The sequence below is a fragment of the Empedobacter falsenii genome, from assembly GCF_013488205.1.
In the GTDB taxonomy this organism is placed as follows: Bacteria; Bacteroidota; Bacteroidia; order Flavobacteriales; family Weeksellaceae; genus Empedobacter; species Empedobacter falsenii_C.
In genome coordinates, this window is sequence record NZ_CP040908.1 from 2,493,306 (window position 1) to 2,519,527 (window position 26,222).

General features: G+C 30.1%; 27 protein-coding genes and 1 pseudogene. 5 read left to right on the forward strand and 23 right to left on the reverse strand.

Going from position 1 to position 26,222, the window contains the following annotated elements; all coding sequences use genetic code 11:
• Window positions 1–16 precede the first annotated feature (16 nt).
• From FH779_RS11575 to FH779_RS11595, 5 genes are all read left to right on the forward strand, one after another.
• Entirely contained in the window at window positions 17–673 is a 657-nt protein-coding gene (locus tag FH779_RS11575; protein ID WP_180904800.1) for a hypothetical protein, read from the forward strand.
• Between the two features lie 65 nt (window positions 674–738).
• Window positions 739–1,530 (forward strand): S1/P1 nuclease, encoded by a 792-nt coding sequence (locus FH779_RS11580; RefSeq protein WP_180904801.1) that lies wholly within the window; start codon window positions 739–741, stop codon window positions 1,528–1,530.
• A gap of 205 nt (window positions 1,531–1,735) precedes the next feature.
• Window positions 1,736–2,161, forward strand: coding sequence for an Hsp20/alpha crystallin family protein (locus FH779_RS11585; protein WP_244957952.1), 426 nt, complete (start codon window positions 1,736–1,738; stop codon window positions 2,159–2,161).
• A gap of 242 nt (window positions 2,162–2,403) precedes the next feature.
• Window positions 2,404–3,435 (forward strand): hypothetical protein, encoded by a 1,032-nt coding sequence (locus FH779_RS11590; RefSeq protein ID WP_114999692.1) that lies wholly within the window; start codon window positions 2,404–2,406, stop codon window positions 3,433–3,435.
• A gap of 128 nt (window positions 3,436–3,563) precedes the next feature.
• On the forward strand, window positions 3,564–5,126 hold the full coding sequence (locus tag FH779_RS11595; protein WP_180904803.1) for a M20/M25/M40 family metallo-hydrolase: 1,563 nt from the start codon (window positions 3,564–3,566) through the stop codon (window positions 5,124–5,126).
• 52 nt (window positions 5,127–5,178) lie between these two features.
• Here the strand turns inward: FH779_RS11595 and FH779_RS11600 are convergent, their stop codons facing one another.
• From FH779_RS11600 to FH779_RS11705, 23 genes and pseudogenes are all read right to left on the reverse strand, one after another.
• Window positions 5,179–6,486, reverse strand: coding sequence for a phenylacetate--CoA ligase family protein (locus FH779_RS11600; RefSeq protein ID WP_180904804.1), 1,308 nt, complete (start codon window positions 6,484–6,486; stop codon window positions 5,179–5,181).
• Window positions 6,465–8,126 carry a C45 family autoproteolytic acyltransferase/hydolase gene (locus FH779_RS11605; RefSeq protein WP_180904805.1) on the reverse strand — a complete coding sequence of 554 codons (1,662 nt, stop codon included), beginning with the start codon at window positions 8,124–8,126 and terminating at the stop codon, window positions 6,465–6,467. The genes FH779_RS11600 and FH779_RS11605 overlap by 22 nt, the downstream gene beginning before the upstream one ends.
• A complete protein-coding gene (locus FH779_RS11610) occupies window positions 8,113–9,684 on the reverse strand; it encodes a phytoene desaturase family protein (RefSeq protein ID WP_180904806.1) in 1,572 nt (523 codons plus the stop codon). Before FH779_RS11610 ends, FH779_RS11605 begins: the two co-directional genes overlap by 14 nt.
• Window positions 9,659–10,879: a lysophospholipid acyltransferase family protein gene (locus FH779_RS17580; RefSeq protein ID WP_185655226.1), complete on the reverse strand. Its 1,221-nt coding sequence runs from the start codon at window positions 10,877–10,879 to the stop codon at window positions 9,659–9,661. The genes FH779_RS11610 and FH779_RS17580 overlap by 26 nt, the downstream gene beginning before the upstream one ends.
• Window positions 10,880–10,886: 7 nt before the next feature.
• Window positions 10,887–13,316 carry an MMPL family transporter gene (locus tag FH779_RS11615; protein ID WP_180904807.1) on the reverse strand — a complete coding sequence of 810 codons (2,430 nt, stop codon included), beginning with the start codon at window positions 13,314–13,316 and terminating at the stop codon, window positions 10,887–10,889.
• Window positions 13,309–14,492, reverse strand: a pseudogene (locus tag FH779_RS11620) (DUF2062 domain-containing protein). Before FH779_RS11620 ends, FH779_RS11615 begins: the two are co-directional and overlap by 8 nt.
• A 3-nt stretch (window positions 14,493–14,495) precedes the next feature.
• A complete protein-coding gene (locus FH779_RS11625) occupies window positions 14,496–14,978 on the reverse strand; it encodes a hypothetical protein (RefSeq protein ID WP_180904809.1) in 483 nt (160 codons plus the stop codon).
• On the reverse strand, window positions 14,978–15,349 hold the full coding sequence (locus tag FH779_RS11630; protein ID WP_038332261.1) for a 3-hydroxyacyl-ACP dehydratase: 372 nt from the start codon (window positions 15,347–15,349) through the stop codon (window positions 14,978–14,980). The genes FH779_RS11625 and FH779_RS11630 overlap by 1 nt, the downstream gene beginning before the upstream one ends.
• Window positions 15,350–15,405: 56 nt before the next feature.
• Window positions 15,406–16,029, reverse strand: a complete 624-nt coding sequence (locus FH779_RS11635; RefSeq protein WP_180904810.1) for a DUF3261 domain-containing protein — start codon at window positions 16,027–16,029, stop codon at window positions 15,406–15,408.
• Window positions 16,007–16,633, reverse strand: coding sequence for a LolA family protein (locus FH779_RS11640; protein ID WP_394368123.1), 627 nt, complete (start codon window positions 16,631–16,633; stop codon window positions 16,007–16,009). Before FH779_RS11640 ends, FH779_RS11635 begins: the two co-directional genes overlap by 23 nt.
• Entirely contained in the window at window positions 16,623–17,393 is a 771-nt protein-coding gene (locus FH779_RS11645) for a polysaccharide deacetylase family protein (protein ID WP_180904812.1), read from the reverse strand. The genes FH779_RS11640 and FH779_RS11645 overlap by 11 nt, the downstream gene beginning before the upstream one ends.
• Complete coding sequence (locus FH779_RS11650) at window positions 17,390–18,379, reverse strand: beta-ketoacyl synthase chain length factor (protein ID WP_180904813.1); 990 nt, start codon at window positions 18,377–18,379, stop codon at window positions 17,390–17,392. The genes FH779_RS11645 and FH779_RS11650 overlap by 4 nt, the downstream gene beginning before the upstream one ends.
• A complete protein-coding gene (locus FH779_RS11655) occupies window positions 18,376–19,572 on the reverse strand; it encodes a beta-ketoacyl-[acyl-carrier-protein] synthase family protein (RefSeq protein ID WP_180904814.1) in 1,197 nt (398 codons plus the stop codon). Before FH779_RS11655 ends, FH779_RS11650 begins: the two co-directional genes overlap by 4 nt.
• Window positions 19,572–19,829 (reverse strand): phosphopantetheine-binding protein, encoded by a 258-nt coding sequence (locus FH779_RS11660; protein WP_180904815.1) that lies wholly within the window; start codon window positions 19,827–19,829, stop codon window positions 19,572–19,574. Before FH779_RS11660 ends, FH779_RS11655 begins: the two co-directional genes overlap by 1 nt.
• A 29-nt stretch (window positions 19,830–19,858) precedes the next feature.
• Window positions 19,859–20,398, reverse strand: coding sequence for a 3-oxoacyl-ACP synthase (locus FH779_RS11665; RefSeq protein ID WP_180904816.1), 540 nt, complete (start codon window positions 20,396–20,398; stop codon window positions 19,859–19,861).
• Window positions 20,391–21,512 carry a beta-ketoacyl-[acyl-carrier-protein] synthase family protein gene (locus FH779_RS11670; protein WP_244957953.1) on the reverse strand — a complete coding sequence of 374 codons (1,122 nt, stop codon included), beginning with the start codon at window positions 21,510–21,512 and terminating at the stop codon, window positions 20,391–20,393. The genes FH779_RS11665 and FH779_RS11670 overlap by 8 nt, the downstream gene beginning before the upstream one ends.
• Complete coding sequence (locus tag FH779_RS11675; RefSeq protein WP_180904818.1) at window positions 21,512–21,949, reverse strand: acyl-CoA thioesterase; 438 nt, start codon at window positions 21,947–21,949, stop codon at window positions 21,512–21,514. The genes FH779_RS11670 and FH779_RS11675 overlap by 1 nt, the downstream gene beginning before the upstream one ends.
• Complete coding sequence (locus tag FH779_RS11680) at window positions 21,924–23,201, reverse strand: ABC transporter permease (protein ID WP_180904819.1); 1,278 nt, start codon at window positions 23,199–23,201, stop codon at window positions 21,924–21,926. Before FH779_RS11680 ends, FH779_RS11675 begins: the two co-directional genes overlap by 26 nt.
• Window position 23,202: 1 nt before the next feature.
• On the reverse strand, window positions 23,203–23,928 hold the full coding sequence (locus FH779_RS11685) for an ABC transporter ATP-binding protein (RefSeq protein ID WP_180904820.1): 726 nt from the start codon (window positions 23,926–23,928) through the stop codon (window positions 23,203–23,205).
• A gap of 6 nt (window positions 23,929–23,934) precedes the next feature.
• Window positions 23,935–24,936, reverse strand: coding sequence for a BtrH N-terminal domain-containing protein (locus FH779_RS11690; protein ID WP_180904821.1), 1,002 nt, complete (start codon window positions 24,934–24,936; stop codon window positions 23,935–23,937).
• Window positions 24,920–25,324 carry a hypothetical protein gene (locus FH779_RS11695; protein WP_180904822.1) on the reverse strand — a complete coding sequence of 135 codons (405 nt, stop codon included), beginning with the start codon at window positions 25,322–25,324 and terminating at the stop codon, window positions 24,920–24,922. The genes FH779_RS11690 and FH779_RS11695 overlap by 17 nt, the downstream gene beginning before the upstream one ends.
• Window positions 25,321–25,776: an ABC transporter permease gene (locus FH779_RS11700; RefSeq protein WP_180904823.1), complete on the reverse strand. Its 456-nt coding sequence runs from the start codon at window positions 25,774–25,776 to the stop codon at window positions 25,321–25,323. Before FH779_RS11700 ends, FH779_RS11695 begins: the two co-directional genes overlap by 4 nt.
• Before the next feature lie 4 nt (window positions 25,777–25,780).
• Window positions 25,781–26,221, reverse strand: coding sequence for a hypothetical protein (locus tag FH779_RS11705; protein WP_180904824.1), 441 nt, complete (start codon window positions 26,219–26,221; stop codon window positions 25,781–25,783).
• Window position 26,222: the final 1 nt, after the last annotated feature.

Below are 26,222 nucleotides of genomic sequence, written 5' to 3' on the forward strand. Positions count from 1 at the left end.
ATAATTAAAGCTAATTATGGATCAATTCTCTTGGATAAAAGATTATAAAAGCAACGAAAATATAGAAACGTTAACTGATATTATTCCAGATTTATTTAAAAAATATTATATGATTCATTGGAAAATTGGAATTATAGATGATTTTCCTTTCGAAAAATATCCATCAAATAACTTAACCATAGAAGAAATCAACCAAAGAATAAAGATTGAAAGAGAATTTGGATTATTTCTTAATCCTCAAAAAAGTAATCTTTACAGAGAAATAAATCTTGATGAACTTTCTCAAAAACTTAAACTTGAAAAAAATATAAATATTTTAGATAATTTTAAAGATAATCCGGCAATTGAATTTCTAGAGAATCAAACAATTGATTGTATAGATAAAGGATTAAATAAAATTATAAATTCTCAAACCTTACATTTATATATCAGCAATATCGAGGAATTTTATTGGGAAGAAAATTATAAGCAAAGGAATAGTAATGTTTTAATTTCAGAATATCTTGATTTTCAAAAAAATTCAGATTTCGATTCTAATTACTTTCTTTTTCCTGATGATTTAAGTTGGTGCTTGATTACTTACGAAGATTTACCTCTTATATTTTGTACAAATACTAATAGTCCTTTTGATTTAGAATTATTCCCATTAATATATAATCAAACATTGTTTTAATAGCATTAATCATAATTCATCAATAATTAACTTTCCTTACCTTTGTCAAAAATCGAGCTCACACAATGAAAAAAATTATAGGAAGCGCAATGCTTTTAGGTGCATTTTTGGCTTCAGAAAGTGCTTTAGCTTGGGGATTAACAGGTCACCGAGTGGTTTCTCAAATTGCAGAACAACACATTAGCAAGAAAACTCGTAAAGAAATTACAAAAATTATTGGTCCACAAAAGTTAGCTTATTGGGCAAACTGGCCAGATTTTATCAAGTCTGATGATTCTTGGAAACATGCAGATTCTTATCACTATGTTAACATTCCTGGAGATTTAAATCGTCAACAATTTGATGCTGCTTTAGAGCAAACTTCAAATGAAAACATGTACAAAAAAGGTTTGTTTTTAATGAATGAATTAAAAAACAATAAAAACCTTACAATCGAGCAAAAACAACACGATTTATATTTCTTGATTCACATTCTTGGTGATGCACATCAACCACTTCACGTTGGTCGCCCAGATGATTTGGGAGGAAATCGTATCAAAGTTGAATGGTTCCGTGATAAAGTAAATATCCACACCGTTTGGGATTCTAAATTGGTAGATTACGAAAACTATTCTTACACAGAATATTCTAATTTATTGGATATTGCGTCAAAAGAACGTCAAAAAGCAATGAAAGAAGGTACTTATGCTGATTGGATTTATGGTTCGTACATTCTTGCAAACAATATCTATGCAGGAGTAAAAATGGACGATAAATTAGGTTACCGTTACCATTTTGATAATAAATTTATCATCGAAGATCAATTGTTAAAAGGAGGAATTCGTTTAGCAAAAGTTTTAGACGATGTATTCAAATAAAATAGATTTTTAGATCATTCTAAAATAAATTCAAATCCTGAAAAGTCAATTTTTCAGGATTTTTTATGCGTTAAATTTAATGTTCGGACTTTTTGACATAACCAACCTTACAAAACAAGTCATTTTGTCCGATAAAATCATTTTGCATGTAATTTGAAAAGAAGTAAACATGAACAATGAAATCAAAAATTTAAACATACAAGACATGAATACAGTTAGAAAAAACAGAGCAAATTATTTTCCTTTTGGATTTGAAAACGCAATGCGTCCAAAATTTGAAACTTTTGTAAATTCTCAAAATCAATTTCCTGCAGTAAATATCAAAGAAAATGAAGATAGTTTCGAGATTTTATTAGCTGCACCAGGTTTAAACAAAGAAGACTTCTCAATTGAAATTGATGAAAATATTTTGAAAATTTCATCAGAATTTAAACAAAATGAAGAAGTAAAAGATGAAAAATTTTCGAGAAAAGAATTTAATTTTTCAAGTTTCAAAAGAGCATTTACATTGCCAGAAACCATAAACGAAGACAAAATAGAAGCTTCTTATGTAAACGGAATTTTACAATTAGTTTTACCTAAAAAAGAAGAAGCTTTACCAAAAGAAAAACGTAGCATACAAATTTCATAGATATAGTTAATTTTAGTTGGTTATTAAATCCTCAATTCTTCGGAGTTGAGGATTTTTGTTTAAATCAAATTTATAATTTTATCATTTCCTCAAAAACAATGTTCAAAAAAGTAACTATTTTATCGAAAACGGAATGAAAAAGTTCTTAACAAAAACACTTAATAATTTTTAGAAAAAAGTGCTTTTTAGTGAAAATTATTAAAAACTAATCTTTTACATTTACAAAAGACTAAAATTCAACTATGCACAAAAACATTTTATCTACAATAACTTATGTTGTAAAAACACGTTTTTGCACAAGCTCAAAAGAATTTCAAATAACTGAATTTAATTCGGATAATGGATTAAAAAACAGGTTGGATGCTTTTAGTTTTCTTGAAAATTACATCGAAATTATTTCAAATGAAGGTTTGCTACAAATTGAAAGTAATTTTATTCAACCAAAAGCAATTGATCGAATAAATACTGAAATCAATTATCCTAACGGAAATAATTACAAACGTTTAAAACTAGTTAATCAAGAAGCTATTTTTATCACTCCAAATGAAACTATTTTTCCTTACGGAATTAGTTTGTCTTTTGTTTTAAATGAAGATTTCGATACTTTAAAAAAAGACAACGAATATGAAATTTATTCTTTAAAAAATTTTGAACAAATTAATTATTCTGAACAACTTAATCATTTAATAATCGAATATAAATTACTGAAAAACTTAGGTTTTGAAGAACAAATAGATGCAATAAAATTAAATAAATATCTATTCTCAAATTTTGATATTGAAGATAATCATTTTGAAATTTTAGACACACCTTTTTTGTGGAATAACTCAACAAGACAATTTTTTATAAATAATATTTCGAACCGCGAATTTATTCTAGATTGTCTTTACGATCATCTTTTTCATTATCAAGATTTTGATTATGTTCAGTTTTTAGAAAAGAATTGTCCGAAAGAAATTGAAAAAAATATTTATGCAATGCTACATGGTCAGGGAGGTTTATTATTTGTTGGTTATCATCCAGAAAATTTAACCGAAAGTATTATGAGCGATATCGAATTAATTAATTATTACAATTTACTTGATGCAAATTTTTCTCAGGACGAATATTTGTATAAAAATATTAATTTACAAATATTTAGTTTCAATGATTTTCCTGTTTTAGCAATTACGGTTTTTCCATTAAATGAAGAATCAAAAAAGAGTCATGCGTATAACCCTGATAAAATATTTGTACTGCAAAATAATCGATTCATTAAGATGAAAGATAATTAAAAAACAATATTATATTTTCAAAAAAACACAAATACATGAAAGACATCCGTAGATGTCTTTTTTTATTTCACAAAATATTCTATTTTAGACCTAATTTGTAAAATTTATCACACGAAATTACTTTAATTATGAAATTGATTAACACATTAACCTACTCTACAATTGTATTATCGTCTATTGCGGTACATGCGCAAGCACAAGAAAAATTAGACCCAACTGTACAAAGTTTTGTAACCGAAATTCAAAATAATTCGCAGTTGAAGAAAATTTCGCACGAATTATTAGACGGAATCGGACCTCGTTTAGTAGGAACTCCACAAATGGATCAAGCAGGAGAATGGGCAATTAAAACGTTGAAATCTTGGGGAATTGATGCCCGCCGTGAAGATTATGGAACATGGAAAGCATGGGAGCGCGGAATAACGCATGTTGATATGACGTATCCAAGAGCAAAATCTATCGAAGCTACTCAATTAGCATGGTCACCAGCAACTAAAAAAGCTGTGAATGCAGATGCTATCGCAATGCCAGTTTTCAAAACAAAAGCCGAATTTGATGCGTGGTTACCTTCTGTAAAAGGAAAAGTTGTTTTGATGTCTCAAAACCAATCATATGGACGTTCTGATTATCAATACAAAGATTTTGGTTTAGAGGATTTGTATAAAAAAGTTACTGAAACAAGAAAAGCTGAAGCTGAAGCTTGGGCAAATTCTATCAAAGTAACAGGTTACAACAACAATACACTTCCAGAAGTTTTTGAGAAAAATGGAGCTGCAGCAGTTGCAATTTCTTATTGGACAGGAATTATGGGTGCAAATAGAATTTTTGGTGCAAAAACGAAAACGATCCCAATGTTAGATATTTCTAATGAAGATTACGGAATGTTATATCGTTTAGCTGAAAATGGAACTGCTCCGAAATTGACTGTTAATGCACAATCTAAACACAATGGAGTTGCGAAAACATTCAATATTATTGGAGAAATTAAAGGAAAAGAAAAACCAAACGAGTACATTATTCTTTCTGCTCACTTCGATTCTTGGGATGGTGCGCAAGGTGCGACAGACAACGGAACTGGTACTATCACAATGATGGAAACGATTCGTACAATCAAAAAATTATATCCAAATAACAAACGTACAATTTTGATTTGTTTATGGGGAAGTGAAGAACAAGGATTGAATGGTTCTCGTGCTTTTGTAGAAGATCATCCAGAAATTATTAAAAACACTCAAGCTGTATTTAATCAAGATAATGGAACTGGACGTGTAGTAAACATCAACGGTTCTGGATACGAAAAATCATACGAATATATGACGCGTTGGTTACAAGCTGTTCCTAATTTTATTACGAAAGAAATCAAGACAGATTTCCCTGGAATGCCAAGTGGTGGAGGTTCGGATCATGCATCTTTTATCGCTGCAGGAGCGCCAGCTTTCGGACTTAGTTCGTTAAATTGGGGTTACGGTACGTATACTTGGCACACAAACAAAGATACGTATGATAAAATCGTTTTTGAGGAAGTACAAACAAATGCAATTTTGAGTGCAACTTTAACTATGATGGCAGATCAAGAAAAAGATTTAGTAAGTCGTGAGCGTCGTGTTTTACCTACTGGTAAAGATGGAAAACAGCAAGAATGGCCAGAGGTTAAAAGCCCTGCAAGAAATTCTGACACTTATTTAAAATAAAATATTTTCAAATAAAAAGTCCGCTTTCAGTGGACTTTTTTATTTTATCTATTTAACTTTCTCTATAATCAACAAACGTAATTGGTTTTCTACTTTCTGGTTTGAAAACAATTGGTTGTAATTCTTCAAAAGTTTCAAATTTAATAGAAGGCGTTACGCGTAATTTTGCTCTGAAATAATCTTTTATTTTCGCTAAAAAATCATCGGTTTCATCTGTCGAAACTAATCGAATTAAAATTTCATCAGTTCCGAATTCGTTCGAATAAATTTCGATTAAATGTAATTTGATTTCATCAAAATGATTCAAAATATCATGTAAAGCTGGCGGATACAAAGTTGTCCCTTTGTACTTTATCATATGTTGTTTTCTACCTTCAACTGGTCCTAATCGATACGAATTACTCCCGCATTTACATTTATCGGAATGTTTTCTTAACAAATCACCTGTTTTGAAACGCAACAAAGGCATTCCTTCTATTCCTAAAGTTGTAATTGTCAATTCGCCTAATTCACCATCTTGTACAACTTCATTATTCTCATCTAAAATTTCTGTGATAATCAAATCTGGCTGATGATGTCCTCCTACCGATTCATCACATTCTGTAAACGCGGTTCCCATCTCGGTTGAAGCATAAGTCGAAAAAAGTTTAATATTCCATTTCGAATTTATTTTTTGCGTCAACAAAGACGAATTCAAATCTTTATCACGCAACGATTCACCAATACACAAAACCGATTTTACAGATGAATTTTGATAATCAATATTATTTTTCTCTGCATAATCTAACATTTTCAATAAAAAAGATGGAACAGCAACCAAAAATTTAGGTTGATATTTTAGAATAGAATCCCATTGCAATTGCGGAACACCAGCGCCAACTCGAATAACGCCTGCGCCTATTTTTCTCAAACCAAGAAAATACGCCAAACCAGCCATAAAACGACGATCAATCGTTGTCATCAACTGTACAACATCACCTTTTTGAACACCAATTCGTTGAAAAGAATTCATTTCATTTGTTGCTAAACGATCCAAATCCTTATCCGTTAAACCAAAGGTTACAGGATCACCTAACGTTCCAGAAGTTGTGGAATAATCAATGATTTCAGTTGACGGAACACATAAAAAATCAAAATTATATTGATGTAAATCATTCTTTGTTGTAACAGGAATTAATTTTAAATCTTCTGTTGTTTGAATAGATTGCCAATCAATTTGATATTTTTTGAATAAATCTTGATAAAATTTGGAATGCGTCGCAAGATATTTAATCTGTTCTTGAAGTTTCTGATTTTGAAATTCTTTAATCTCTTCTATAGATTGAAGTTCTATGGATGTTAACGCGTTTTTCGAGAACATTTGGATAATTTTTTCTGAATTTTATTTCGATCAGGAACTGTAGTCACCTCCTTTGTCAATGCTAATTTATAATAAAAACTCGCTTGTTGATAATCTTTCTGCTGAAAATAATAATCGCCAACTTTGTCATAAACCAACCAAAAATCAGGATTATTCTGAATATAACTTGTTAAAAAAGTTTCCTCAATCTTCTTATTTTCTTTTATCAACTTGTTGATTTCATGCGTTTGCTCACGGTATTTTTCATAATTAGAATAATCATCAGATAATACAAACATATCTTTTTCAATTCTCAAACTATCTACATTTAACGTATAATTTAAAATAGAATCATTAAAAATTTTATTCAAATCATAAGCTGTAAATTCGCCTAATTGATATGGATTTGATGAAACCCAAACCAATCGTTTATCTGGTTGAAAAACAACTGCGTGATGCGCTAATAATTGATTCAAAGCCTTTTCATTTCCGTAACCTAATTTGGTGTTTTTCAAACCATTTGTATCTCGTAATAAATCAACCATTTTAGTTGGATTCAGTTTATTTTCATTCGAAAGATGCTCTTCAATTTTTTCAAAACGATAAACCGAATGACTTTCCTCTTTCTGCGTATTATTTCGCTTATCATCCAAATAAACATCACTCTGAAAATGATTCGTACAAGCTAAATAAGGTTGATTCTGAACTTCATAAACACCAAACTTTTTAGGAGAAATTTCTATCAACACAACACGATGATCTTTTGCACTACCAATCATCATACTCTCAGAGACGAAAACCTTTTTAGTTTTTGCTATTTCAACCGCTTCATCAATCGTTGAGGCATATTGTAAAACCTCTAAAGCAACGAGAGAAATGGGCGTTTTTGCTTTAAGTGGAATAGAAGATTTTCCAGCATTTATCGTTACTGTAAGCCCTTCCAAATTCATTCCAGACGAAACACCAATCATTCCGCCCCAAGTCACCGACATATAGGGATAACCAGAATTTGGCTTGACAAACGAAACTATTTTATTCTTCGCAAAATCATCATTTGCATAAAAATCAAAATTGCGACCAATCAACAAGCCTCCATCTTCAGATTTATTATCCCAAACAGCCAAAGATGAACAACCAACCAACATCAAATCATGCATAGCATGTCCTATATCGTGCGCCCCATGTAAAAAAAGATTACGATTATATTTGTCTATTAACGAATCGTAGCGGCTATTTGCAGACTCAGAAAGTCCATAAATTTGTGCTTTATATTCATTGTTGACATATTTATGTAAATCTCGATTATAATATTTGAGTACTTTAAAAAGAAATTTTCTGCGTTTTTCAGAAGGAATAAAATCAGTTATCAAATTCATAAAAGATTGCTCTTGAAAAGCATATAATTCTTTCGTTAAAACGCCTGTTTTTTGACCAATTTCTAACGGATCTCCGGAAACAAAAAGTTCCCAATTCTGCGTTTTATTTTTCTTTAAAAAATTATTTTCAATATAAAAAAGTGAATCATTGATTTCATTTCTACTGTATTGTTTTGATTGAAAAGTAGACAAATCAGGACGATTTTCTAAACTTTTTCTAACACCACAAGATATAAGCGTAAAAAAAATAAGCGTAAAAAAGTAAATGGTTTTATTCATTCGCATTTAGTTTTATTTCACGATGAACTTTGTTCATTAGATAGTCAGCGCCAAGGATTTCACAACAGGTTACAAATGCACCAACCGTTACACCCAAAACTCCATGAACACGGACATTTTGGCCAGTAAAAAACACATTTTTCACTTTAGATCTTGGTGAAATAAATGTTTTCATCGGATGATTACTATCTTTCAAATACCCATACATATTTCCTTTTTCAGAACCAATAAAATCGCGATAAGATAAAGGCGTAGAAGTATGAATTGAAGAAATTTTTTCTCTAATATCAGGAAATTTTTTCTCTAATTTACGAATGATTAATTCAGTTTTCTGACGTTTAAATTCTTCATATTCTTCTCCTCTTTTCCCATAATTATCGTTAGTCTCAACATTATACGATTCTTCCCATTTTTGTACTTCATCAAACGTCATATATGTCATAACCGTCATACTTTCCGAATATTCTTCATCTTTTTGATCCATACTAAATGTTGCAATGTATGTATTTGGCCAATCGTTTGTAGGTTTTTCGTAGCTATCCCATACATCATTTATTGAGTTAAAATGATAAATATTATGATTGATATAGGAAAAACTTTTAGGCTTAAAAACAATATAAATAGTAAATGCAGATGGCGTTACTTCCAAGCTTTTGACACGTCGAGAAAATGGTTTACCAAACTTACGCTCGCCTAACATGTCTATTGTTTTTTTAATGTCAATATTCGAAATGAATAAATCACCAAAGAAACTTTTTCCTTTTGTTGTTTCACAACCAATTACTTCTTCATTTTCGTTCTGAACAAATGATCTTATTTCTTGGTATTTATAAATTTCACCGCCATATTTCTTTAATTCTTTGATCAAAAGTTTCGCAATTTGACTTCCTCCATTTACACATCGCCAAGCCGAATGTATATAAGAGTTAACCGAAAGCGCATGTATGTACAAAGGCGTTTTCTCTGCTTGTCCTACATAAAGAAAATTATTCCCCACCAGAACTGCTTTCAAACGCTCATCTGTAAAAACAGAATCAATGTATTCTTTCGCATTAATCGACAAAAAATCTTCTTCATCAGCAAAAGTTCCGATATTCAAATTATACATTGGAAAAGCAGAACATATTTCTTCTAATTTATTACTATATTGGATTAAATTTTCTTGTTCTTTAGGAAAAAGATGAGCTAATTGATCAACAAAATTCTGATACGTTTGCGCTATTGGATATTCCTGAGAATCATCATCAAACGAAATCATATCAAAACCATTTTTATCCAACTGACGTAGTTTCAATTTGTCGGATATATTCAAATAACTGAAATAGTTATACAAGTTTTCTCCTTTATCTAAACCTCCAATATAATGAACGCCAGTATCAAAAATTGTTTTATTTCGAACAAAAGTTTGCAAATTTCCTCCAAACTGATTATTCTTTTCCAATACCACAACTTTCTTCCCTTCTTTTGCCAAAATAAGCGCAGAAACAAGTCCACCCAAACCACTACCAATCACTACTACATCGTAATGAGGTTCAAAATTATTTTGTGTAAACTGTGTATTCATTTGTTTCTGTTTGTTGGACAAAACTTGTAAAAAGTGATTCGTCAATATTTCTATTCTTTAAAACAACAATTTTCTCAAATTGATTTATTGTTTCTTGATAAATATTCTCAATATCAGTTGAAATTAAAAGCGTCGTATATTCATCTATAACGTTAAAATTAGAACGATATTCTAACGAACGGATTTTTGTAATATAATTTGTTGCAGCAACCTCTCGCTTTTCTTCCTCTTTTACAAACGTTATTATTTTTCGGTTGGCTTGTTGCATCAATAATAGAAAATCAATTTGTCCAAAATCATTCGAAAAATGAACTATTTTTTCATCTTTCGTAAATGTATTATTCAGTTGATGATAAACAGATTTATTCAAACTAAAATCCTTTTTTACAACTTGAATTATTTCAGATTCTTTGTACAAAAAACTTAAAAATAATTTCTGTTTCCAATAATTTTCATCTTCATGTTGATTTCGAATTTCTTGAAAATTAACTTTAAATTCTTTACTGATTTTTTTCGTTCGCTCCGAATAATTTGATCCATAATTTTCATCATTCCAAGCAATTCTTTTACCAATTATTGAATAAATATGTCCATCAAAAATTAAAAATTCTCCTTTCGGAATAATCTCAGAATTCCCATGAATATAAATTGGTAAAATATCAAGTTGCAATTTCTCCGCCAAATAAAATGCACCTTTGTGAAAACGATTGATATTATTTGTTCGAGAACGCGTTCCTTCAGGAAAAATCATCAACGAAAACTCATTCCCAATTCGAGTTTTAATCTCTTCAATATTATTTTCAACACCATTTGAAACGGGATAAAAACCAGCCATTTTCACAGCTTCACCAAAAATCGGCGATTTATAAACCCAATCATTTACCAAAAAAACAATTTTAGGCGTACACATTCCAATCGCCAACGTATCCAAGAACGAAGTGTGATTCGCAATTATGATTGACTGTTTCTTAAAATCTTCTTGATTTGGATTAATAATTTTCTTGACAACCGTTGGTTTTAACATCAACACAGATTTCATAAAAGTTGACATTCCCCAACCAAAAAGTTTATATTTTTTTTCTTTCGTGATTGGTAAAATAAGCATCAAAAATCGAAGGATCAAAGACGTTATTGTACCAAATAATCCAAAATAAATAAAGAAAATTCCACTTTGTATTGCCAACCACAACGTCATTGGACTTTTACCTTGTTTTGGTCGATTCGAAATAAAAAATCGAAATAAAATTGGGTAGAAAATAAATGTAATCACTAGTGCTGCTACAACTCCAACCAAAGAAACTGATGCGATTGATTTTAAAGCTGGATTTAGCAAAAATTAACGCTCCAATTGCTAAAATTGTCGTGATAACTGCTAACAAAATCGAAGTTCGATAAGTAGGCATTTCATCTTTTCCAGTCGTATATTCTTTTTGTAAAGCACTCGTCATAAAAATACTAAAATCGACACCATGACCAAAAACCAACGTACAAACAATACTACTAAAAATATTAAGTTTAATATCAAAAAGTCCCATCAATCCAGCTGTAACCAAACCTGATAATGCGATAGGAATCGCACTAATAATCACCAATTCGATACGTCGGAAAAAATACCACAATATTAATAAAACAGCAATAAACGAATAGTTGACAAGATTATTAAAATCTGTTACTAGGTTTCCTAAAAAGTTTTCGTTTAACTGTTTACGATCAATTACAATTGTTTCTTTATTATGATATTGTTTGATGAAATTTTCTCGGCTTTCTTCCTTTAATTTGACTAAAGTAGAAATCGTATAAAAACCATTTTTTTGCGAAACAAATTCTTCAAAAAGCGATGGATTAAACGCGCGATAATCTTCTAATTTTAAAGGTTGATATGCTTTATCAAAAATTGAGAAAAATTGATTATAAATTTCTTCTTTGAAACCATATTTTTTTCCATCCTTGATAAATTCATTCTTCACAAAATTCACTTTCTCTGAATTCCAGAAATTTTCCCAGTCTTTTATTTTTTCTTGTTGAACAGAAGTTGGCAAAACTAACGATTGAATGGAATTATAACTTAAAATCTCATCCTTACCTTCTGCTTTTTGCAACTTATTTGTTAACGCTATATTTTGATTTAAAACATCTTCGACATTATTTCCATAATTTACAACATACAATGATTTTGAGATAGAATTAGACGAAGTCTCTAACTTTTGTTCGGCTATTTTTTGGTCGGTTGGAACGTAATTCAATTTAGATAAATCTTTATCAAAATTGACATTATTAAACGTAAAACAACTCACAATAATCAAAAGAACACAAGCACCAATCAATATCTTGTTATTATGAAATGAAAAGAACGCTAACTTCTCGATTATTGAAGAATTATTTTCAATCGCATCTTGTTTTGGATGATATAAATGTGGAATAATCAATAAAGAAAAAACACCAGAAACAATAACTGTTATTCCAGCAAAAATTCCTAAATCTTTCAACACATCCGATTTCACAAAAAGTAAACACAAAAATGCAATCGCTGTAGTTGTACAGCTCATGATAAGCGGTTTTGTAATCTCTTTAAATAAAGTCTTTGAATCACTATTGTGCTTATAATGCGTCATGATATGCAACGAATAATCAATCGTTATTCCTAATAAAACTGCTCCAATACTCAATGAAATTGCAGAAATTGTACCTTGAATAAAATACAAAAGTGCCAAAGCAAAGAAAAAACCAAAAACGGAAGGAATAAAAATAATTATTGGAATGTAAATTTTTCGATAAAAAACCATTAAAATCACCATTAATGTAATCATCGAAATCAAAACAGTTGTAATAATATCTTGTTTAATTTGCTTTGCATTCGCAACTGCAATAAAGCTTGAACCAAAATAACTTAATGTTGATTTCCCGCTATATTCAGGATTTAAATGTTGTTGAATTTCCTCTAAACGATTGACAAATTCGGTATTATGTTCTGTTTCACTTCCTGAAAATTTAGGATTGATAAAAAGAAATAATTTCGAATGATCTTTCGTTACAATAAATCCATTGTAAACCTCGAAATCATCCGTCAAATTCTTTTCTTTTAAACGATTTAACGCAACAAAAGTCAATCCAAGCGGATCTTTCAACATAAACTCTTTCGAAACAATTCCAGTCGGGGTAATCAAGCTTTTATAATTACTTTCAACAATAGAAGCTATCGAATCTTTAGACAATTTTCGCTCTAACGTTTTATAATCTTCTTTCTCTAAAAAAAGTGGTAAATTTTGATGAACAAAATCAAAAGTCGAAGCAAAATTATCTAAATCATACTGCCCTTGAATGTCATTATAATAGTTATTTAACGGTTGAATACTATCTAAAAAATCAGTTGCCTGAGCCGTCATATCATCCAATGTTCCAGCTTTTTCTTTTTCGATAATCACCGCAACTTTATCCGTAAATTTTAATTGAGCAATAACCTTTGCTATTGCATCATTTTTCTCATCTTTCGGAATGATTCGCGTAATATCTTCTTCAAATTTTAGTCGATTTGCAAAAAAAGCACAACCAACTAAAAAGAGAATAAAAAATAATACACTCAACCATTTATTCGCTCTGATTTTTAAAAATATGTTATAGAAAAATTTATGCATTCTTAATTGTCTTTTGACTGAAATAAGTTAATAAAAAATAACTTACAATTCCACTAACAATACTACAAAAATTGCTAAAACCAGGCTTCCTACAATGTAACGAAGAAGATTTTTCTTAATAATTTCGAAAGAAACCAAACTCAAATCCAAATGAAAATTGTCCTGCAAAATAAATCCACCTGTCAACAAAGAAAGATAAATAATTATCGGAATCATTGGCGGAATACTAATATTGGAACAAAAGAAACTGATGACTTTATTTAGGCGAAACATTGATGCTAAAAAAATGGATAAAAAAGTTTGAAAGCCCCAAAATGGTGCAATTCCAAGGAAAATCCCCAAAGCAATTGAAAGCGCTTTTACTTTATTACTATCATTACTTCCTAAGATATCCTCTTTAATGAATGTTCGAATATTTTTTTTTTTGAAACTGAAGAAAAAATTACGTGGTTTGATGTAAAAAATCGTCAAAAAAACCAGAAAAGTATTCAGAATACTAATTCTCGTAAAATCTTGAAATGGACGAAAATGTGAAACACGTTCGTTTGGATCGTACAAAATATCAATTGGAATATTCGTTACCTCAATTCCTTTCCAAGCTGTTCGTACAATGATTTCAATTTCGAATTCGAATTTATTTGTCCAAAACTTTTTCGGAATAAATTTCAATGGATACAAACGATAACCAGATTGTGTATCATTCAGCTTAATTCCTGTCTCAAACCAAAACCAAAAATTAGAAAACTTATTTCCAAAACTACTTTTCTTCGGAATGCCATCTTGCTCCATTTGACGACTTCCAATAATTAAAACAGGCTTATTTTTTTGCTCTAATTCTGTAATAAAATTTGGAATATCATGCGGAAAATGTTGACCATCCGAATCGATTGTCAATGCATAATGGTAGCCTTTTTCTCGCGCAGTTTTAAAACCAATACGTAGTGCATTACCTTTTCCTTTATTTTCAGAGAGTTCAACTACAATAAACTGATTCTGATAATCTTTTAAAATTTCGGAAGTAGAATCCGTCGATCCATCATTTATAACAATAATTTGATTCGTGTACTCCAAAACTCCATCAATCACACGTTTCAATGTTTTATGATTGTTGTAAGTCGGAATAAGTACACAAACTTTTTGTTCGTCTATTTTATGTCGAATAATCGAAAAATCCATTGATTAATTTAGTTTTTTCAGCTGCTGCGCTGTAAAAGTATTGTATTTTTTAGCGTAAGATTTCACCAAAGTTTTTACTTCTTTTGGTGCAGAACTATAATTTTCGACAATGAATGTTTTATCTTCTTGTATATTTTGATTGTACTTGATAAATTTTGGAATATTCTCTTGCACAATCAATCGAATTAAACGGTTTTCAACATCTTTCGAGTCCTTTTTTATCGAATTATTGATCAAAGTTGCTCCATCCGTAAAATATTGTTTCTTTGTTTCTTTATCTTTTATATACCTTGCTTTCAGAATTTTAGAGGCTCCTTTATATGCAATAATTGTTTGATTATCACCCGAATAATCATCTAATTTATTATACAAAATAGATACATTATTTGATGATTTCGAAGCGTTTTCAAAATCTGTTCTCAATTCGGATAAAGTTAATCCAAAGAAAAATGAAACCGATAAAAAGATAGATAATAGAGTTTTCATTAATCCAAAACTTTATAAATTGCACTAAATTTCAACGCATTTGTCGTTTCAAAAAATGAAGAATTTTTCACTTTCACTTCATTATTTTCACAAACAACATTCAAACTCAAATCCAAAATAGGATTGATAAACGGATTTATTGTCGCCATAAATTTCACATTCGAAACTTTAGACAAAAACAAATCTTTCGAAACAAAACCTTCTGTTATTTCCTTTATAATCTGCATCATGCAAACACCAGGTGTAATTGGATTATTTGGAAAATGACCTTCGAAAACTTGATGATTTGGATTCAATTCAATTTGAACTTTAAAATTATTTTCATCAATTTTTTCAGTATTTTTAATGGTATATAGATTAGGAATAAGCATTTGTAATAGTTTTGAATTACAAATATAATCTAAAAAAAGATGATTTGTACGTTAGTTTATTCTTCCTCTAATTGTATATTTACTTTTGTAAGTGTAATACTTAAATTGAAGTGGTTATGTTTAATTGAAATCTGTTCTGGAAAATCTGTTAAATCTGTCGAAAATTGGTTAATTGTTTTTATTTTATTATTCTTTAAATGAACCAATTCTTGAAAATAATTTGATTCATTCTTAGCAAAAATTAAACTCACTTCTTTTGATTTTAAAATCGTTTGATTTGTCGTTTTTATACGCTCATCAACTTGAAAATCATTTTTAAAAATAGCTTGTAAATCATCTGCAAGAGTTTTTACAACCATTTTTTTATTCAAATCTGGCATCGCATAATTCAAGGTATAATCGTGGTCTGTGACTGACAAATCAAATAACGTATTCCCAAAATCAGACGTCATTACCACACGATGCGAGTTATAACCCAATTTTTTCACAACAAAATTACCTTTCATTTCCTTTTTCATGAACGTAATCTTGAAACGGTAACTATATTCTTTATCAATTGAACTAAAATATGGGTTCAAAAACTCCCTTTCATCCTTTTGTTGTTCTTGTATATCAGCAATTTTGTAAGCCGTACCACAAGAAGTTAAAATGAAAAAACTAAGGATTAAAAACAGACGCATTGATTGTTTTATTTAAAGATTTGTTGGTAAATAAAATTTTTGTGTAATCATCCGAAGGTTCAATTAATTTAACTTCTGTAACCGTTGATTGACCAGAATAAAATGTCAACTGAATTTCTTTGATGTACTTTTTTACATCCTTTAATTTTGGTTGCAATTTCGCAATTCGAGATTTATCAGTTTTCGCAAAAGTTATAATGAAATCGTTTGTATCAAACAAATTTCCACTTACACTTCCTACAATTAATTGATTTAATTTTTCAAATTTTTTATTTCCTTGCAAATCTACACTCGATTTTTTTCCTTCATCATTAATATAGATTTTTCCATTGTTAAAAATCACATTATAATCAATCGGTTGAGTATAATTCCAACGCATCGCTTTCGGATTTTGTAAATACAATTTCCCTTTCGAAACAATTGGTTTATCCAAGAAACTCATCACTTTATATTGTGTAAAATCAGCCGTCAACGTCTGTATTTTCTTAGAATCAGTTATAATATCTTTTTTGAAATTTTCAATTTCAACATTACTCATTTTACTTTCTTGCGCAAAAATTGTCAAGTGAAAAAAAGCAAATAAAATGAAGATTTTAGTTTTCATATACATCAATTTTCAAGAGTTCATTTAACGGAACTACTTTATAATTTTCCTTTTGTAAAAATACAAATAATTGCTCTAAAACATTCGCCGTTTTGTCCGAAGTATCATGCATCAAAATAATAGAACCAGGCTTTATTTGACGAGTAATTCGGTTCAATAATTTTTTTTCATCATTGATAACCGTATCCAAAGAACGAATATTCCAACCAATTACATTATGTTGTGTTTTATTTAAAGCCTTTGCTATATGTGGATTCGTTACACCAAAAGGTGGTCTAAAAATTTTAGTTGTAACGTTTATTTTTTCTTTAATAAGTTGATTGGTAGAAACGATTTCTTCAACAATTTTTTCAGCAGAATAAAAACCATTTTTAGAAGAATGATGAAAAGTATGATTTCCTATCAAATGCCCTGACTGATGAGTTTTTTGAAAAATTTCAGGATAATTTTCGATTTGTTTACCAATGCAAAAAAAAGTTGCTTTTGCATTATTTTGTTCTAATATCGATAAAATTCTCGGCGTAAATTCTGTTGGTCCATCATCAAAAGTTAGAGAAATTATTTTTTCAGTATGATTATTCCCTCGATAATAAGCTTTCAAAAAATAGTTGAATCGAATTTCAAAAGCACCAAAAATTGTCAATGTTAACCAAACAAAAAAAGGTATCAATAAATAAAAAAAAGACAAACCTTTTGTAAAACAACCAATTGATAAACAGATTAGTATAATTACAAAAAGGATTGTAGCAACTCTGTTCATATCGATTGAAGCAATACTAAACTTAAATCCTGGCCTTTATGCCCATTCACCAAAAGTACATTTTTATAACTTTCAGCTTTTACATCATTCATTTTGAATTGATTTGGTAAAATTTGATTTTTCAGCAATTCACATCCTAACACAAATCCGAAAGCAGAAGAAGTTCCAAACTCTCCAATAAATTCTTTGTATTCAAATAACTCTATTTTATTTAAATCATTAATATTCAATAAATTTTCACCAGAAATAATCGTATCAATATCGGTTAAATTCATATGATTCAATTGAATAAATTTTAGAATTTCGGAATACAAATCTTCATATTGATTTAAAATAAAAACATCTAAAACTTTCGCATAAGAGTTTTCATTTCTCTTATTAGATAAAACACAAAAATGTGCGCCTTCACTATATTTAATTCCTTGATTATCTTTTGATTCTATTTCACCAATTAATTGTAACAATTGATACGTTCGTTCTCCAATTTCATCAATTCCACCAACCAAAACGTTATTTGCTTCTTGATTTTCTACTTGTAAAAAACCATCTAAAAGCGCATTTTCAAAGGAATTAAAACCATTTGTATACGTAAAATTGTATGCATTACAACCAAGATGCAGAGCAATTTGAGAGCCAACCGTATTATGCGTAGATTGAATAAAAGCCGTTGGAGTTAAAAACTCTTCTTTATTTTGAATAATATTTGTCAAAAACTTTTCAGAATCTACCAAACAACCTAAAGCCGTTCCTGTAATTATTGCCTCTGGTTGTTCAATTCCTGCATCATTCAAAGCTTTTAGAGAAGAATAAATTCCTATTTTTACTCCAGAAGCCATTCTACGGCTCATCGCTGGCGAAATCATATCTTTAAGAGAAGGTGATTTTGCCTTTGTAATGGAAGTTTCTAAAGGAAGAAAATCATTCGTAATTTCATCTATAAATTGCGAATTTACAAAACCTAATCCGTTTACAAATACTTCTTTCATGATTTAGAAAAAATTAAAGTTGAACAATTTCCTCCAAAACCAAACGAATTTGATAACACATATTTAATATTTTTCTTTACCAGTTTTGTGGTAGGAAAGATATTCAACTCTTCAATCGGAGATTGAAAATTAAGATTTGGATAAACAAGATTATGTTGAAGACTCAACAAGCTAAAAACTGCTTCTACACTCGCAGCAGCAGCCAATGTATGACCTGTGAATGGTTTTGTAGAACTGAAATTTGGTACATTTTCTCCGAAAATTCTCTTCAAAGCTCGTCCTTCTGTTAAATCATTATTGTTTGTTGCAGTTCCATGAACATTGATATAATCGATTTCAGTTGGTTGAATAATTGCTGATTCAAATGCTTTTCTCATCGCCAAATACGCTCCTTCTCCATTTTCAGAAGAAGCTGTTTGATGAAATGCATCATTCGAATTTCCTGCACCAATCAAATAACCAAGGACTTTTTTATTTGATTTTCGAACAAATTCTTCTGATTCTAAAACCAAATAAGCAGCTGCTTCACCAAGATTCAAACCTTTTCTATTTTCATCAAAAGGTTGATTAAATTCATCACTCAGAATCATCAAACTTTTGAATCCATTCATGGTAAACTTTGACAATGCATCCGTTCCGCCAACAATCACTCGATCCAATTTACCTGAATTAATCAAGCGCGCGCCATACATAATCGCATTCGCAGCCGAAGAACAAGCAGTACTAATTGTCGAAACAAAGCCTTTCAAACCGATTTCATTTGAAATTTGATTGGAAGAAGCGCCAGCATCATGACTCGAAATGTACTTTTGTTTTTCAAGCAAATTTTCATAATCCAAAAAGTAATTTTCTGTCCTATCCATTCCTCCCACACTTGTCGAAGAAATCAATCCAGTTCTGACTTCATTTACGTTTTCGATTCCTGCATTTTGCAGAGCTTCTTTCACAGCAATTAGTCCTAACATCACTGTTCGAGAGAAATTATTCTCTGGAGATAAATTTAAAAAAGTTGCTAATTCATCGTTCGATAATTTAATTTCTCCTACAAAAATTTCATTTTTATGAATAGAATCAAAATTTTCGAGGCGTGATAAGCCATGCTTTTGATGAATTAATGAATCGAAATTCTCTTCGACATTTTTACCAATTGCCGAAATAATTCCCATTCCTGTTATTGCAACTTTTTTATGCATTATTTTGTTCTATTTTTCTCAATATAATCTGCCATTACTCCTACCGATTGAAAGATCGTTTTTCCTTCTTTTGGATCTGTAATTTTGATTCCATATTCTTTATCCAATAAAACAATCAACTCCAAAGCATCGATTGAATCTAATCCCAAACCATCTCCAAATAAAGGATCATCATTTTTGATATCCTCTACTGATACATCTTCAAGATTTAAAATTTCAATGATTTTAACTTTCAAATCGTTAATTAAATTTTCCATAGTATTTTTATTGTTAACTAATATTGTTTTTAATCTATTAAGTACATTTTCGCTTCGTAATCACCTTGTAAATAATCTATCCAAGCCAAAACAACTTTCTTTGCTTTATTTTTTTGAATTAAATAATTCGCATACTTTTTTAATTGTTCTTCATTAAAATTTTCCGAAATAAAAAAAGCATTTTCGGTTTTCAATCGATGACGAATACTCACCTCACCCAAACAAATATTTGCTAATGTGTAAACAAAAACTGCTGGACTCGGAAAAATTTCATCCGTAGATTGAATACTTTGTTGATCTTTCAAATCTGATTCTAAACTCGAATTTCGATTTGCAAAAACCAATGCAATATCTTGATTTTCGTTCAATGTATTTTCATCTTTCAATAAAATTTCGGCAGCTAAAAAAGCTAATTCACTCTGATGATCCATTTTATAAAATTTTGGATAATCAATCTCGAAAGATTTGAAGAAATTTTTCGAAAATATACCAAAATCTCCTGAAGAATCTTCAAAATAAAGTTCATCATTCAACCAAACTTGTTCGTTTTTAATCTCAACTTTAGTCATTCTGAACTTTTTTTAGAATAATTACAGCATTACTTCCTCCAAAACCAGATGAAGTTTTCAAAATAATATTGACTTCTTTTTGAAGATTTTCTTTCAAAACATTTAATGGAACTGAAACTCCTAATTCATTGAAATTATGACTTTTCAAAATCAAATTTTCTTGTGATTGCTTCATCGAAATAATCAATTCTAACAATCCAGAAGCGCCTAATGTATGTCCATAAAAAGCTTTAAAACTATTTGTCGGAATCGATTCCATTTGTAAACGATTAAAAGCAATTGCTTCCATTTCATCATTATACAAAGTGGCCGTTCCATGAGCCGAAATATAATCTATTTCATTTGATAAAATATTCGCTTCCTTCATCGCCGACTCTATACTCAACACCAAGCCTTCACCCGTTCGAGATGGTCCAGAAATATGATTTGCATCGTTAATTGAAGCTTCACCCAAAATCTGAAAACTATTCTTTTCTTGATTTTTAGAAAGATAAACACAAACGGCAGCTTCACCTAAATTCACACCTACTCTATCTTTGTCAAATGGTTTACACAACTCAAAATCCATTGCTTGAAATGAATTGAAACCTGTCAAAACAAAATTTGTCAACTCATCCAAAGCCAAAACATATGCATCATCAAACTCATCCATTTCGATGAAACGCTTTGCTATATTAACCGCTAAAACTCCCGAAACACAAGCATTTGAAACAATAATTGGTTCAGTTTTAAATCCAAAATAGTTTGCAATCTTCTTTGCAAAATTTGGAATTGAAGCTTTTTCTAACGAATCAAAAAGTTGATCAATATTACCTTTTGTTGTTGAAATTACAAAAGCAGTTCGTTGTGAAATTTTGGATTTATCAATAATAGATTGAAGAGCTAAAATCCCAAATAATTCTAATCGAGTATAAATCTGATTATCTTCAACTTGCTCTTTTAAATTTAAGAAAATTTCATCATCAATTTTTCCAGCATAAAAATTTTTTAAATGTCCAAAAGAATCAATTTCAGAAACAGCAGAATTTCCTTTCACTAATTCATTCCAATTCGCTTGAATAGAATTTCCGAAAGGCGTTAAAATATTCGCACGATTAATGTAAACTTTTTCCATTACAACAATCCTACTTTTTTCTTCCATTCTTCAAAAAATGGTGGTAATGTTAACATTAAATCTCCTTCGTTGTCTAAAAAAACTTGAATTGTTTCTCCAATACAAACTAACTTTTCATCTTGATTGAAAATCTTGAATTTAAAAATCATTTTTGCTGCCAAAGTATCTTCAAAAGTCGTTTCTATTCTACATATATCACCATATTTCAACGGAAATTTGTGTTCACAAATCGACTTAATAATTGGTGTTACAAATCCACTTTTCTGAATATCCAAATAACTAATCCCAAAATGACGCCCAAAAGCTTCCCTTCCATCTTCAAAATACGTAATATAATTCCCATGCCACACGATTCCCAACGGATCGGTTTCATTAAATCGTACTGCGAAATTGGAATTATGTACTAATGTTTTAATCTTCTCTTCTGAACTTATCATAATATATAGCGGCAAACAAGGTAATAATATAGAACAAAGTTAACAAAATAATATTCGGAACTATCTGAAGAAAAGATTGATTTCTCAGGATTAAACTATAATAGCCATCAAGTGCCCAATTCATCGGTGATATTTTCGCGAAATGTTGCATAAAATCTGACATCGCAAAAACTGGAATCCAAACACCGCCTATTGCAGCTAAAATAACCACCAAAGTCGCTCCAAAAGGTGCAGATTGTTCTTGAGTTTTCGCAATTGTACCAATTAAAAGTCCTAATCCAATTGCTGCTAAAGAAGCGAATACAGTTAATCCGTAAATCGAAAATAATATGCCATCCGTTTTGAAACCTGGTAAATCAATTAATGGAAAAACTAATTTAGCGACACATAAAATCATGGTAAATTGTAGTAAACTTATGATTAAATACGTAATCGTTTTACCTATAATTTGCACAGAATAAGGCATTGGACTTGTTAATAATCGAATGTGTGTTCCTAAACTTTTCTCTTTTACAATATTGATTGACAGCGGAACTACGATAAAAAATATCGCAAATAATGTCCATGCTGGCACATTATGTTGTGTAACATTTGGTTTCAAAACTGATTTAGAATCTTCAGGAACAATCTCTTGAAAATGAATAAACTTCTCATTTTGAAAGCCTAAATCATCAGATCCCATTTCTTGTTGAAATGCTTTGTAAATACTTTTATTCTCGGTATCTGTAATTAATTTATCCAAAACATTCGACACATTTTCTTTGAAAGCCAGCGAAGTCGCGGGATCAAAGTATAATTTAATCGTCTTTGGATTAACTTGTTGATTATATTTCACTTGCGTGCTATCAAAAGCAAATTCGTTCAGAATTTTCTCAACATTTTGATTGATTTTATAATTCAAATCTTTTGACAATCGCGCTGGTATTACAATTCCTACTTGGTATTTACCTTTAAAAACTTCAGTTTTTAGTTCATCTTCCGTTAATTTTTTTCCATTTAATTCAGTTACAATTTTTAAATTTCCTGAATTTGAAATATGTTTTTTTACAAGTGCGGAAATACTATCTTGATCATGATCAATAAATAGCACCGGAATACTCGCTTCTGCAAAAGAATCGTAAGTACTTTTCTGAATTTTAGTCACCTTAATAACCAAAATCAAAGGCATAATAAAAAGAATCACCAATCCGCCAATATCGCGAATGAGTAACAAAATTTCTTTCTTAATACATGCTAAAAGTTGGCTCAACATATCAAGATAATTTAGTTAAATTAACAAAAGCTTCCTCCAAATTATACGCATTTACTTGCTTGATTAATTCTTTCGGTTCAGCTGTTACAATCGATTTTCCTTGATTCATAATCGTAACTTGCGTACAAAAATCTTCGGCTTCTGCCATGTGATGCGATGTGTAAACGATCGACATTCCTTGCTGATGCAATTCTTGTAAATAATCCAATAACGCAATTTTTGATTGAATATCAACGCCAACAGTTGGTTCATCTAAAAAGAGAATTTCTGGCTGATGAAGAATTCCTGCCAATAAATTAATACGACGCTTCATTCCTCCCGAAAAAGAATCAATTTTTATATCTAAAAACTTATTCATTCCTACTTTTTCAGTCAAAAGATGAATCTTTTCGTGTAATTCTTTTGAAGGAACTTTATAAATTTTCCCAAAAAATTCTAAATTTTCTCTTGCCGTCAAAGTTGGATACAATGCATATTCTTGCGGAACAATTCCAATGATTTTCTGAATCTTTTTTAAATCTGTTTTTTGATTTAAATTCTGAATCACAACATTACCAGAAGTTGGTTTAATCAATCCAGAAAGTATCGACATCAAGGTTGTTTTTCCTGCTCCGTTTGGACCAAGTAAACCGTGAATTTCGTTCTGTTTTATCGTCAAAAAAAAATCTTCTAACGCAAAAACATCAGAATTTTTATATTTTTTATATAGTTTTTCAATTTCAATCATCTGTGGCTAAATTGCTTTTCTTAAACGTTTAAAAAACGATTCTTCCAAATCGGCTAATTCCAATAATTGATCCGAAATCACATCGTAAATATCTTGCGAATTGTTCCGTTTTTTATAAACTCTTGATGCATTCAGAGCAAAATCTCGCCATTTATCTCCTATTTCAGATATTTCTAAGGCAAAATCATTCAAATTTGGTTGATTCAATTTTTGCGAAGCTTCTTGTAAAAAAGCAGCATAAATATATCGAAAACCACCACCTCCTGTTCCAATTTCTTCTTGCATTCGAATCATTTGTGCCAGAAAATAATTTGTCTTTGCGTTCCCAATTTTCTTTGGCATTTTTTTGATTCGTTTCGCAACCATTCTAATTCCACGAACACCAACAATCGGAACTGGCGCTAACATTTCGCGACACGTTTTCTTGATTCCTTTTTTGATTGCTTTCTCAAAATCTATATTTTCTGGAATAAATTCAGGATAATATAAATGTCCTTTTGGTGCTAAAACTCCTTTCGAAAAACGAACTTTTTCTAACTCATTTTCAGTCAATTTTGTCGTTTCTTGCATCACAGGATCACTGATTAAATACGTTTGATCTTGCTTTCCGAAAACAACTAAATTATGTCCGTTAAAATGAAATTTATATTCTTCAGGAAAGTATGTCAAATTGTAGACACCAACCTGTAAACCGCAAGGTCGATTGGCTAAAAGTTGCTCATCTAAGAAAGTCTGAGCTGATTTTGTAGAGCGAAATTTATGACGTTTAACCTTTATACCAAGATTCTTAGCTGCACGATTAAAAATCATTCCTGGCATTGGACGATAGCTAATCGCAGGCGCATGATTAACTTTTAAGAAAGGTAAAAACACAAAAAAAAGACCAGAACCAATCCCAAAAATCATCGGTTCTGAAATCTCAATTCCTTTATTTTTTAATAAGTTGGAGGCAACTCCATTTTCGCAATGTGCTGATTGAAAATGTTTAAAATCAGTTATGGTTTCCATCAAAGTTTTTTAATTCATCAACCGAAATTTCAAAAGCTTCGGCATATTTTTTTAGTGTTGATTCTTTTAATTTTGAGAAAACAGTTGGTTTTGCATGTCTTTTGACAAAAATCTTCCAAATTCCGACATAATTAGACAAAATTTCCCAATCCATGCGTTTCAATTCCATGAAATATAAAATTGGACTTGCTTTTCCATCCATTACTTTTTGTCTTGCTTCCTCTGTGCGTTCATCCAAAATTTTTAAAGTTTCGGATTGAACAATATTTTTTGCTTCCCAACCCGCACTCAATGTTTGAGAAAACTCTCCCTGTTCATCAATTGCGTAATAAACTTCGTTGAAATCCTTGAGATGTCCTTTATCTTGTGGTACTTCTGATTGTTTCATTTTTTATGGTTTTGAAGCATTAAATTCATTGTAGCTATCGCAATTACTTCGTCATTCAAGATAACTTTTGCTTGCATCAAACTAATTGTAAATTCATCGTAATCAAAAACTTCTAACAACGTTGCTTTTGTTATAATGGTTTGATTAACTTTTGGTAATTGCATAATTTCGGCTTGTTTAATCGTACTAATAAAGCCGATTACATCGCCTTTGTGTACATCAGAAAAATTGATAAAATAGTTTTGTCCGATAATTGTCGAACAAACTTGCGCCATATTTTCCAATAAACCGACTTCAGTAAAATATTCGTTCTGAATAAATAATTGATCCGATTTTATCGTAAATAAAGCTTCAACATAGGTTTTCTCAATCCAAGAAATCGTGTCTACAAAAAGCATTGGTTCACGATGCGGAAGAAATTGTTGAATATCAATTTGCTGATTTACTTTCATAAAATTATGTTTCTGCAATCACTGTTTTCATCTCTCCTTTTGCAATTACTTCTCCTTCTATCTTTGTTTCAATCGAAACCAAAGTCACTCCCATTACTTCGTGCAAAATAGTTGCTGTTGTTGTTAAATTTTCATTCACTTTTGGCAAACGATTAATCTCTATTGATTTCATCGAGCCAATATATCCAGTTGGAGCCGATTCATTTCGAATATAAAATTGATAACCTGTATACAAAGCAACTGTTTGTGCCATGTGTTCTAAAATTCCAGATTCTATCAATTGATTATTTTTGACAAAAATCGAATCGTTTTTGACCGTTAAGCCTCCAACAACTTTTCCCTCTTCATATTCAAAAATAGCATCTACCATTATAATTGGTTCGCGTTGTGGAATCAATTGTTTGATAAATTCTATCGTATGATTGGGTAATTGTATTTTATTCATT

Excerpts from the sequence above, each read along its gene's own strand:
- FH779_RS11690 (WP_180904821.1), bottom strand. The coding sequence starts at position 24,936 with ATGGAAACCATAACTGATTTTAAACATTTTCAATCAGCACATTGCGAA.
- FH779_RS11580 (WP_180904801.1), top strand. The coding sequence starts at position 739 with ATGAAAAAAATTATAGGAAGCGCAATGCTTTTAGGTGCATTTTTGGCT.
- FH779_RS11670 (WP_244957953.1), bottom strand. The coding sequence starts at position 21,512 with ATGGAAAAAGTTTACATTAATCGTGCGAATATTTTAACGCCTTTCGGA.
- FH779_RS11665 (WP_180904816.1), bottom strand. The coding sequence starts at position 20,398 with ATGACTAAAGTTGAGATTAAAAACGAACAAGTTTGGTTGAATGATGAA.
- FH779_RS11700 (WP_180904823.1), bottom strand. The coding sequence starts at position 25,776 with ATGAAAGTAAATCAGCAAATTGATATTCAACAATTTCTTCCGCATCGT.
- FH779_RS11610 (WP_180904806.1), bottom strand. The coding sequence starts at position 9,684 with ATGAATACACAGTTTACACAAAATAATTTTGAACCTCATTACGATGTA.
- FH779_RS11640 (WP_394368123.1), bottom strand. The coding sequence starts at position 16,633 with ATGAAAACTAAAATCTTCATTTTATTTGCTTTTTTTCACTTGACAATT.
- FH779_RS11595 (WP_180904803.1), top strand. The coding sequence starts at position 3,564 with ATGAAATTGATTAACACATTAACCTACTCTACAATTGTATTATCGTCT.
- FH779_RS11600 (WP_180904804.1), bottom strand. The coding sequence starts at position 6,486 with ATGTTCTCGAAAAACGCGTTAACATCCATAGAACTTCAATCTATAGAA.
- FH779_RS11695 (WP_180904822.1), bottom strand. The coding sequence starts at position 25,324 with ATGAAACAATCAGAAGTACCACAAGATAAAGGACATCTCAAGGATTTC.
- FH779_RS17580 (WP_185655226.1), bottom strand. The coding sequence starts at position 10,879 with ATGACGTTGTGGTTGGCAATACAAAGTGGAATTTTCTTTATTTATTTT.
- FH779_RS11605 (WP_180904805.1), bottom strand. The coding sequence starts at position 8,126 with ATGCGAATGAATAAAACCATTTACTTTTTTACGCTTATTTTTTTTACG.
- FH779_RS11635 (WP_180904810.1), bottom strand. The coding sequence starts at position 16,029 with ATGCGTCTGTTTTTAATCCTTAGTTTTTTCATTTTAACTTCTTGTGGT.
- FH779_RS11590 (WP_114999692.1), top strand. The coding sequence starts at position 2,404 with ATGCACAAAAACATTTTATCTACAATAACTTATGTTGTAAAAACACGT.
- FH779_RS11575 (WP_180904800.1), top strand. The coding sequence starts at position 17 with ATGGATCAATTCTCTTGGATAAAAGATTATAAAAGCAACGAAAATATA.
- FH779_RS11685 (WP_180904820.1), bottom strand. The coding sequence starts at position 23,928 with ATGATTGAAATTGAAAAACTATATAAAAAATATAAAAATTCTGATGTT.
- FH779_RS11680 (WP_180904819.1), bottom strand. The coding sequence starts at position 23,201 with ATGTTGAGCCAACTTTTAGCATGTATTAAGAAAGAAATTTTGTTACTC.
- FH779_RS11655 (WP_180904814.1), bottom strand. The coding sequence starts at position 19,572 with ATGCATAAAAAAGTTGCAATAACAGGAATGGGAATTATTTCGGCAATT.
- FH779_RS11585 (WP_244957952.1), top strand. The coding sequence starts at position 1,736 with ATGAATACAGTTAGAAAAAACAGAGCAAATTATTTTCCTTTTGGATTT.
- FH779_RS11660 (WP_180904815.1), bottom strand. The coding sequence starts at position 19,829 with ATGGAAAATTTAATTAACGATTTGAAAGTTAAAATCATTGAAATTTTA.
- FH779_RS11705 (WP_180904824.1), bottom strand. The coding sequence starts at position 26,221 with ATGAATAAAATACAATTACCCAATCATACGATAGAATTTATCAAACAA.
- FH779_RS11630 (WP_038332261.1), bottom strand. The coding sequence starts at position 15,349 with ATGCTTATTCCTAATCTATATACCATTAAAAATACTGAAAAAATTGAT.
- FH779_RS11645 (WP_180904812.1), bottom strand. The coding sequence starts at position 17,393 with ATGAACAGAGTTGCTACAATCCTTTTTGTAATTATACTAATCTGTTTA.
- FH779_RS11650 (WP_180904813.1), bottom strand. The coding sequence starts at position 18,379 with ATGAAAGAAGTATTTGTAAACGGATTAGGTTTTGTAAATTCGCAATTT.
- FH779_RS11615 (WP_180904807.1), bottom strand. The coding sequence starts at position 13,316 with ATGCATAAATTTTTCTATAACATATTTTTAAAAATCAGAGCGAATAAA.
- FH779_RS11675 (WP_180904818.1), bottom strand. The coding sequence starts at position 21,949 with ATGATAAGTTCAGAAGAGAAGATTAAAACATTAGTACATAATTCCAAT.
- FH779_RS11625 (WP_180904809.1), bottom strand. The coding sequence starts at position 14,978 with ATGAAAACTCTATTATCTATCTTTTTATCGGTTTCATTTTTCTTTGGA.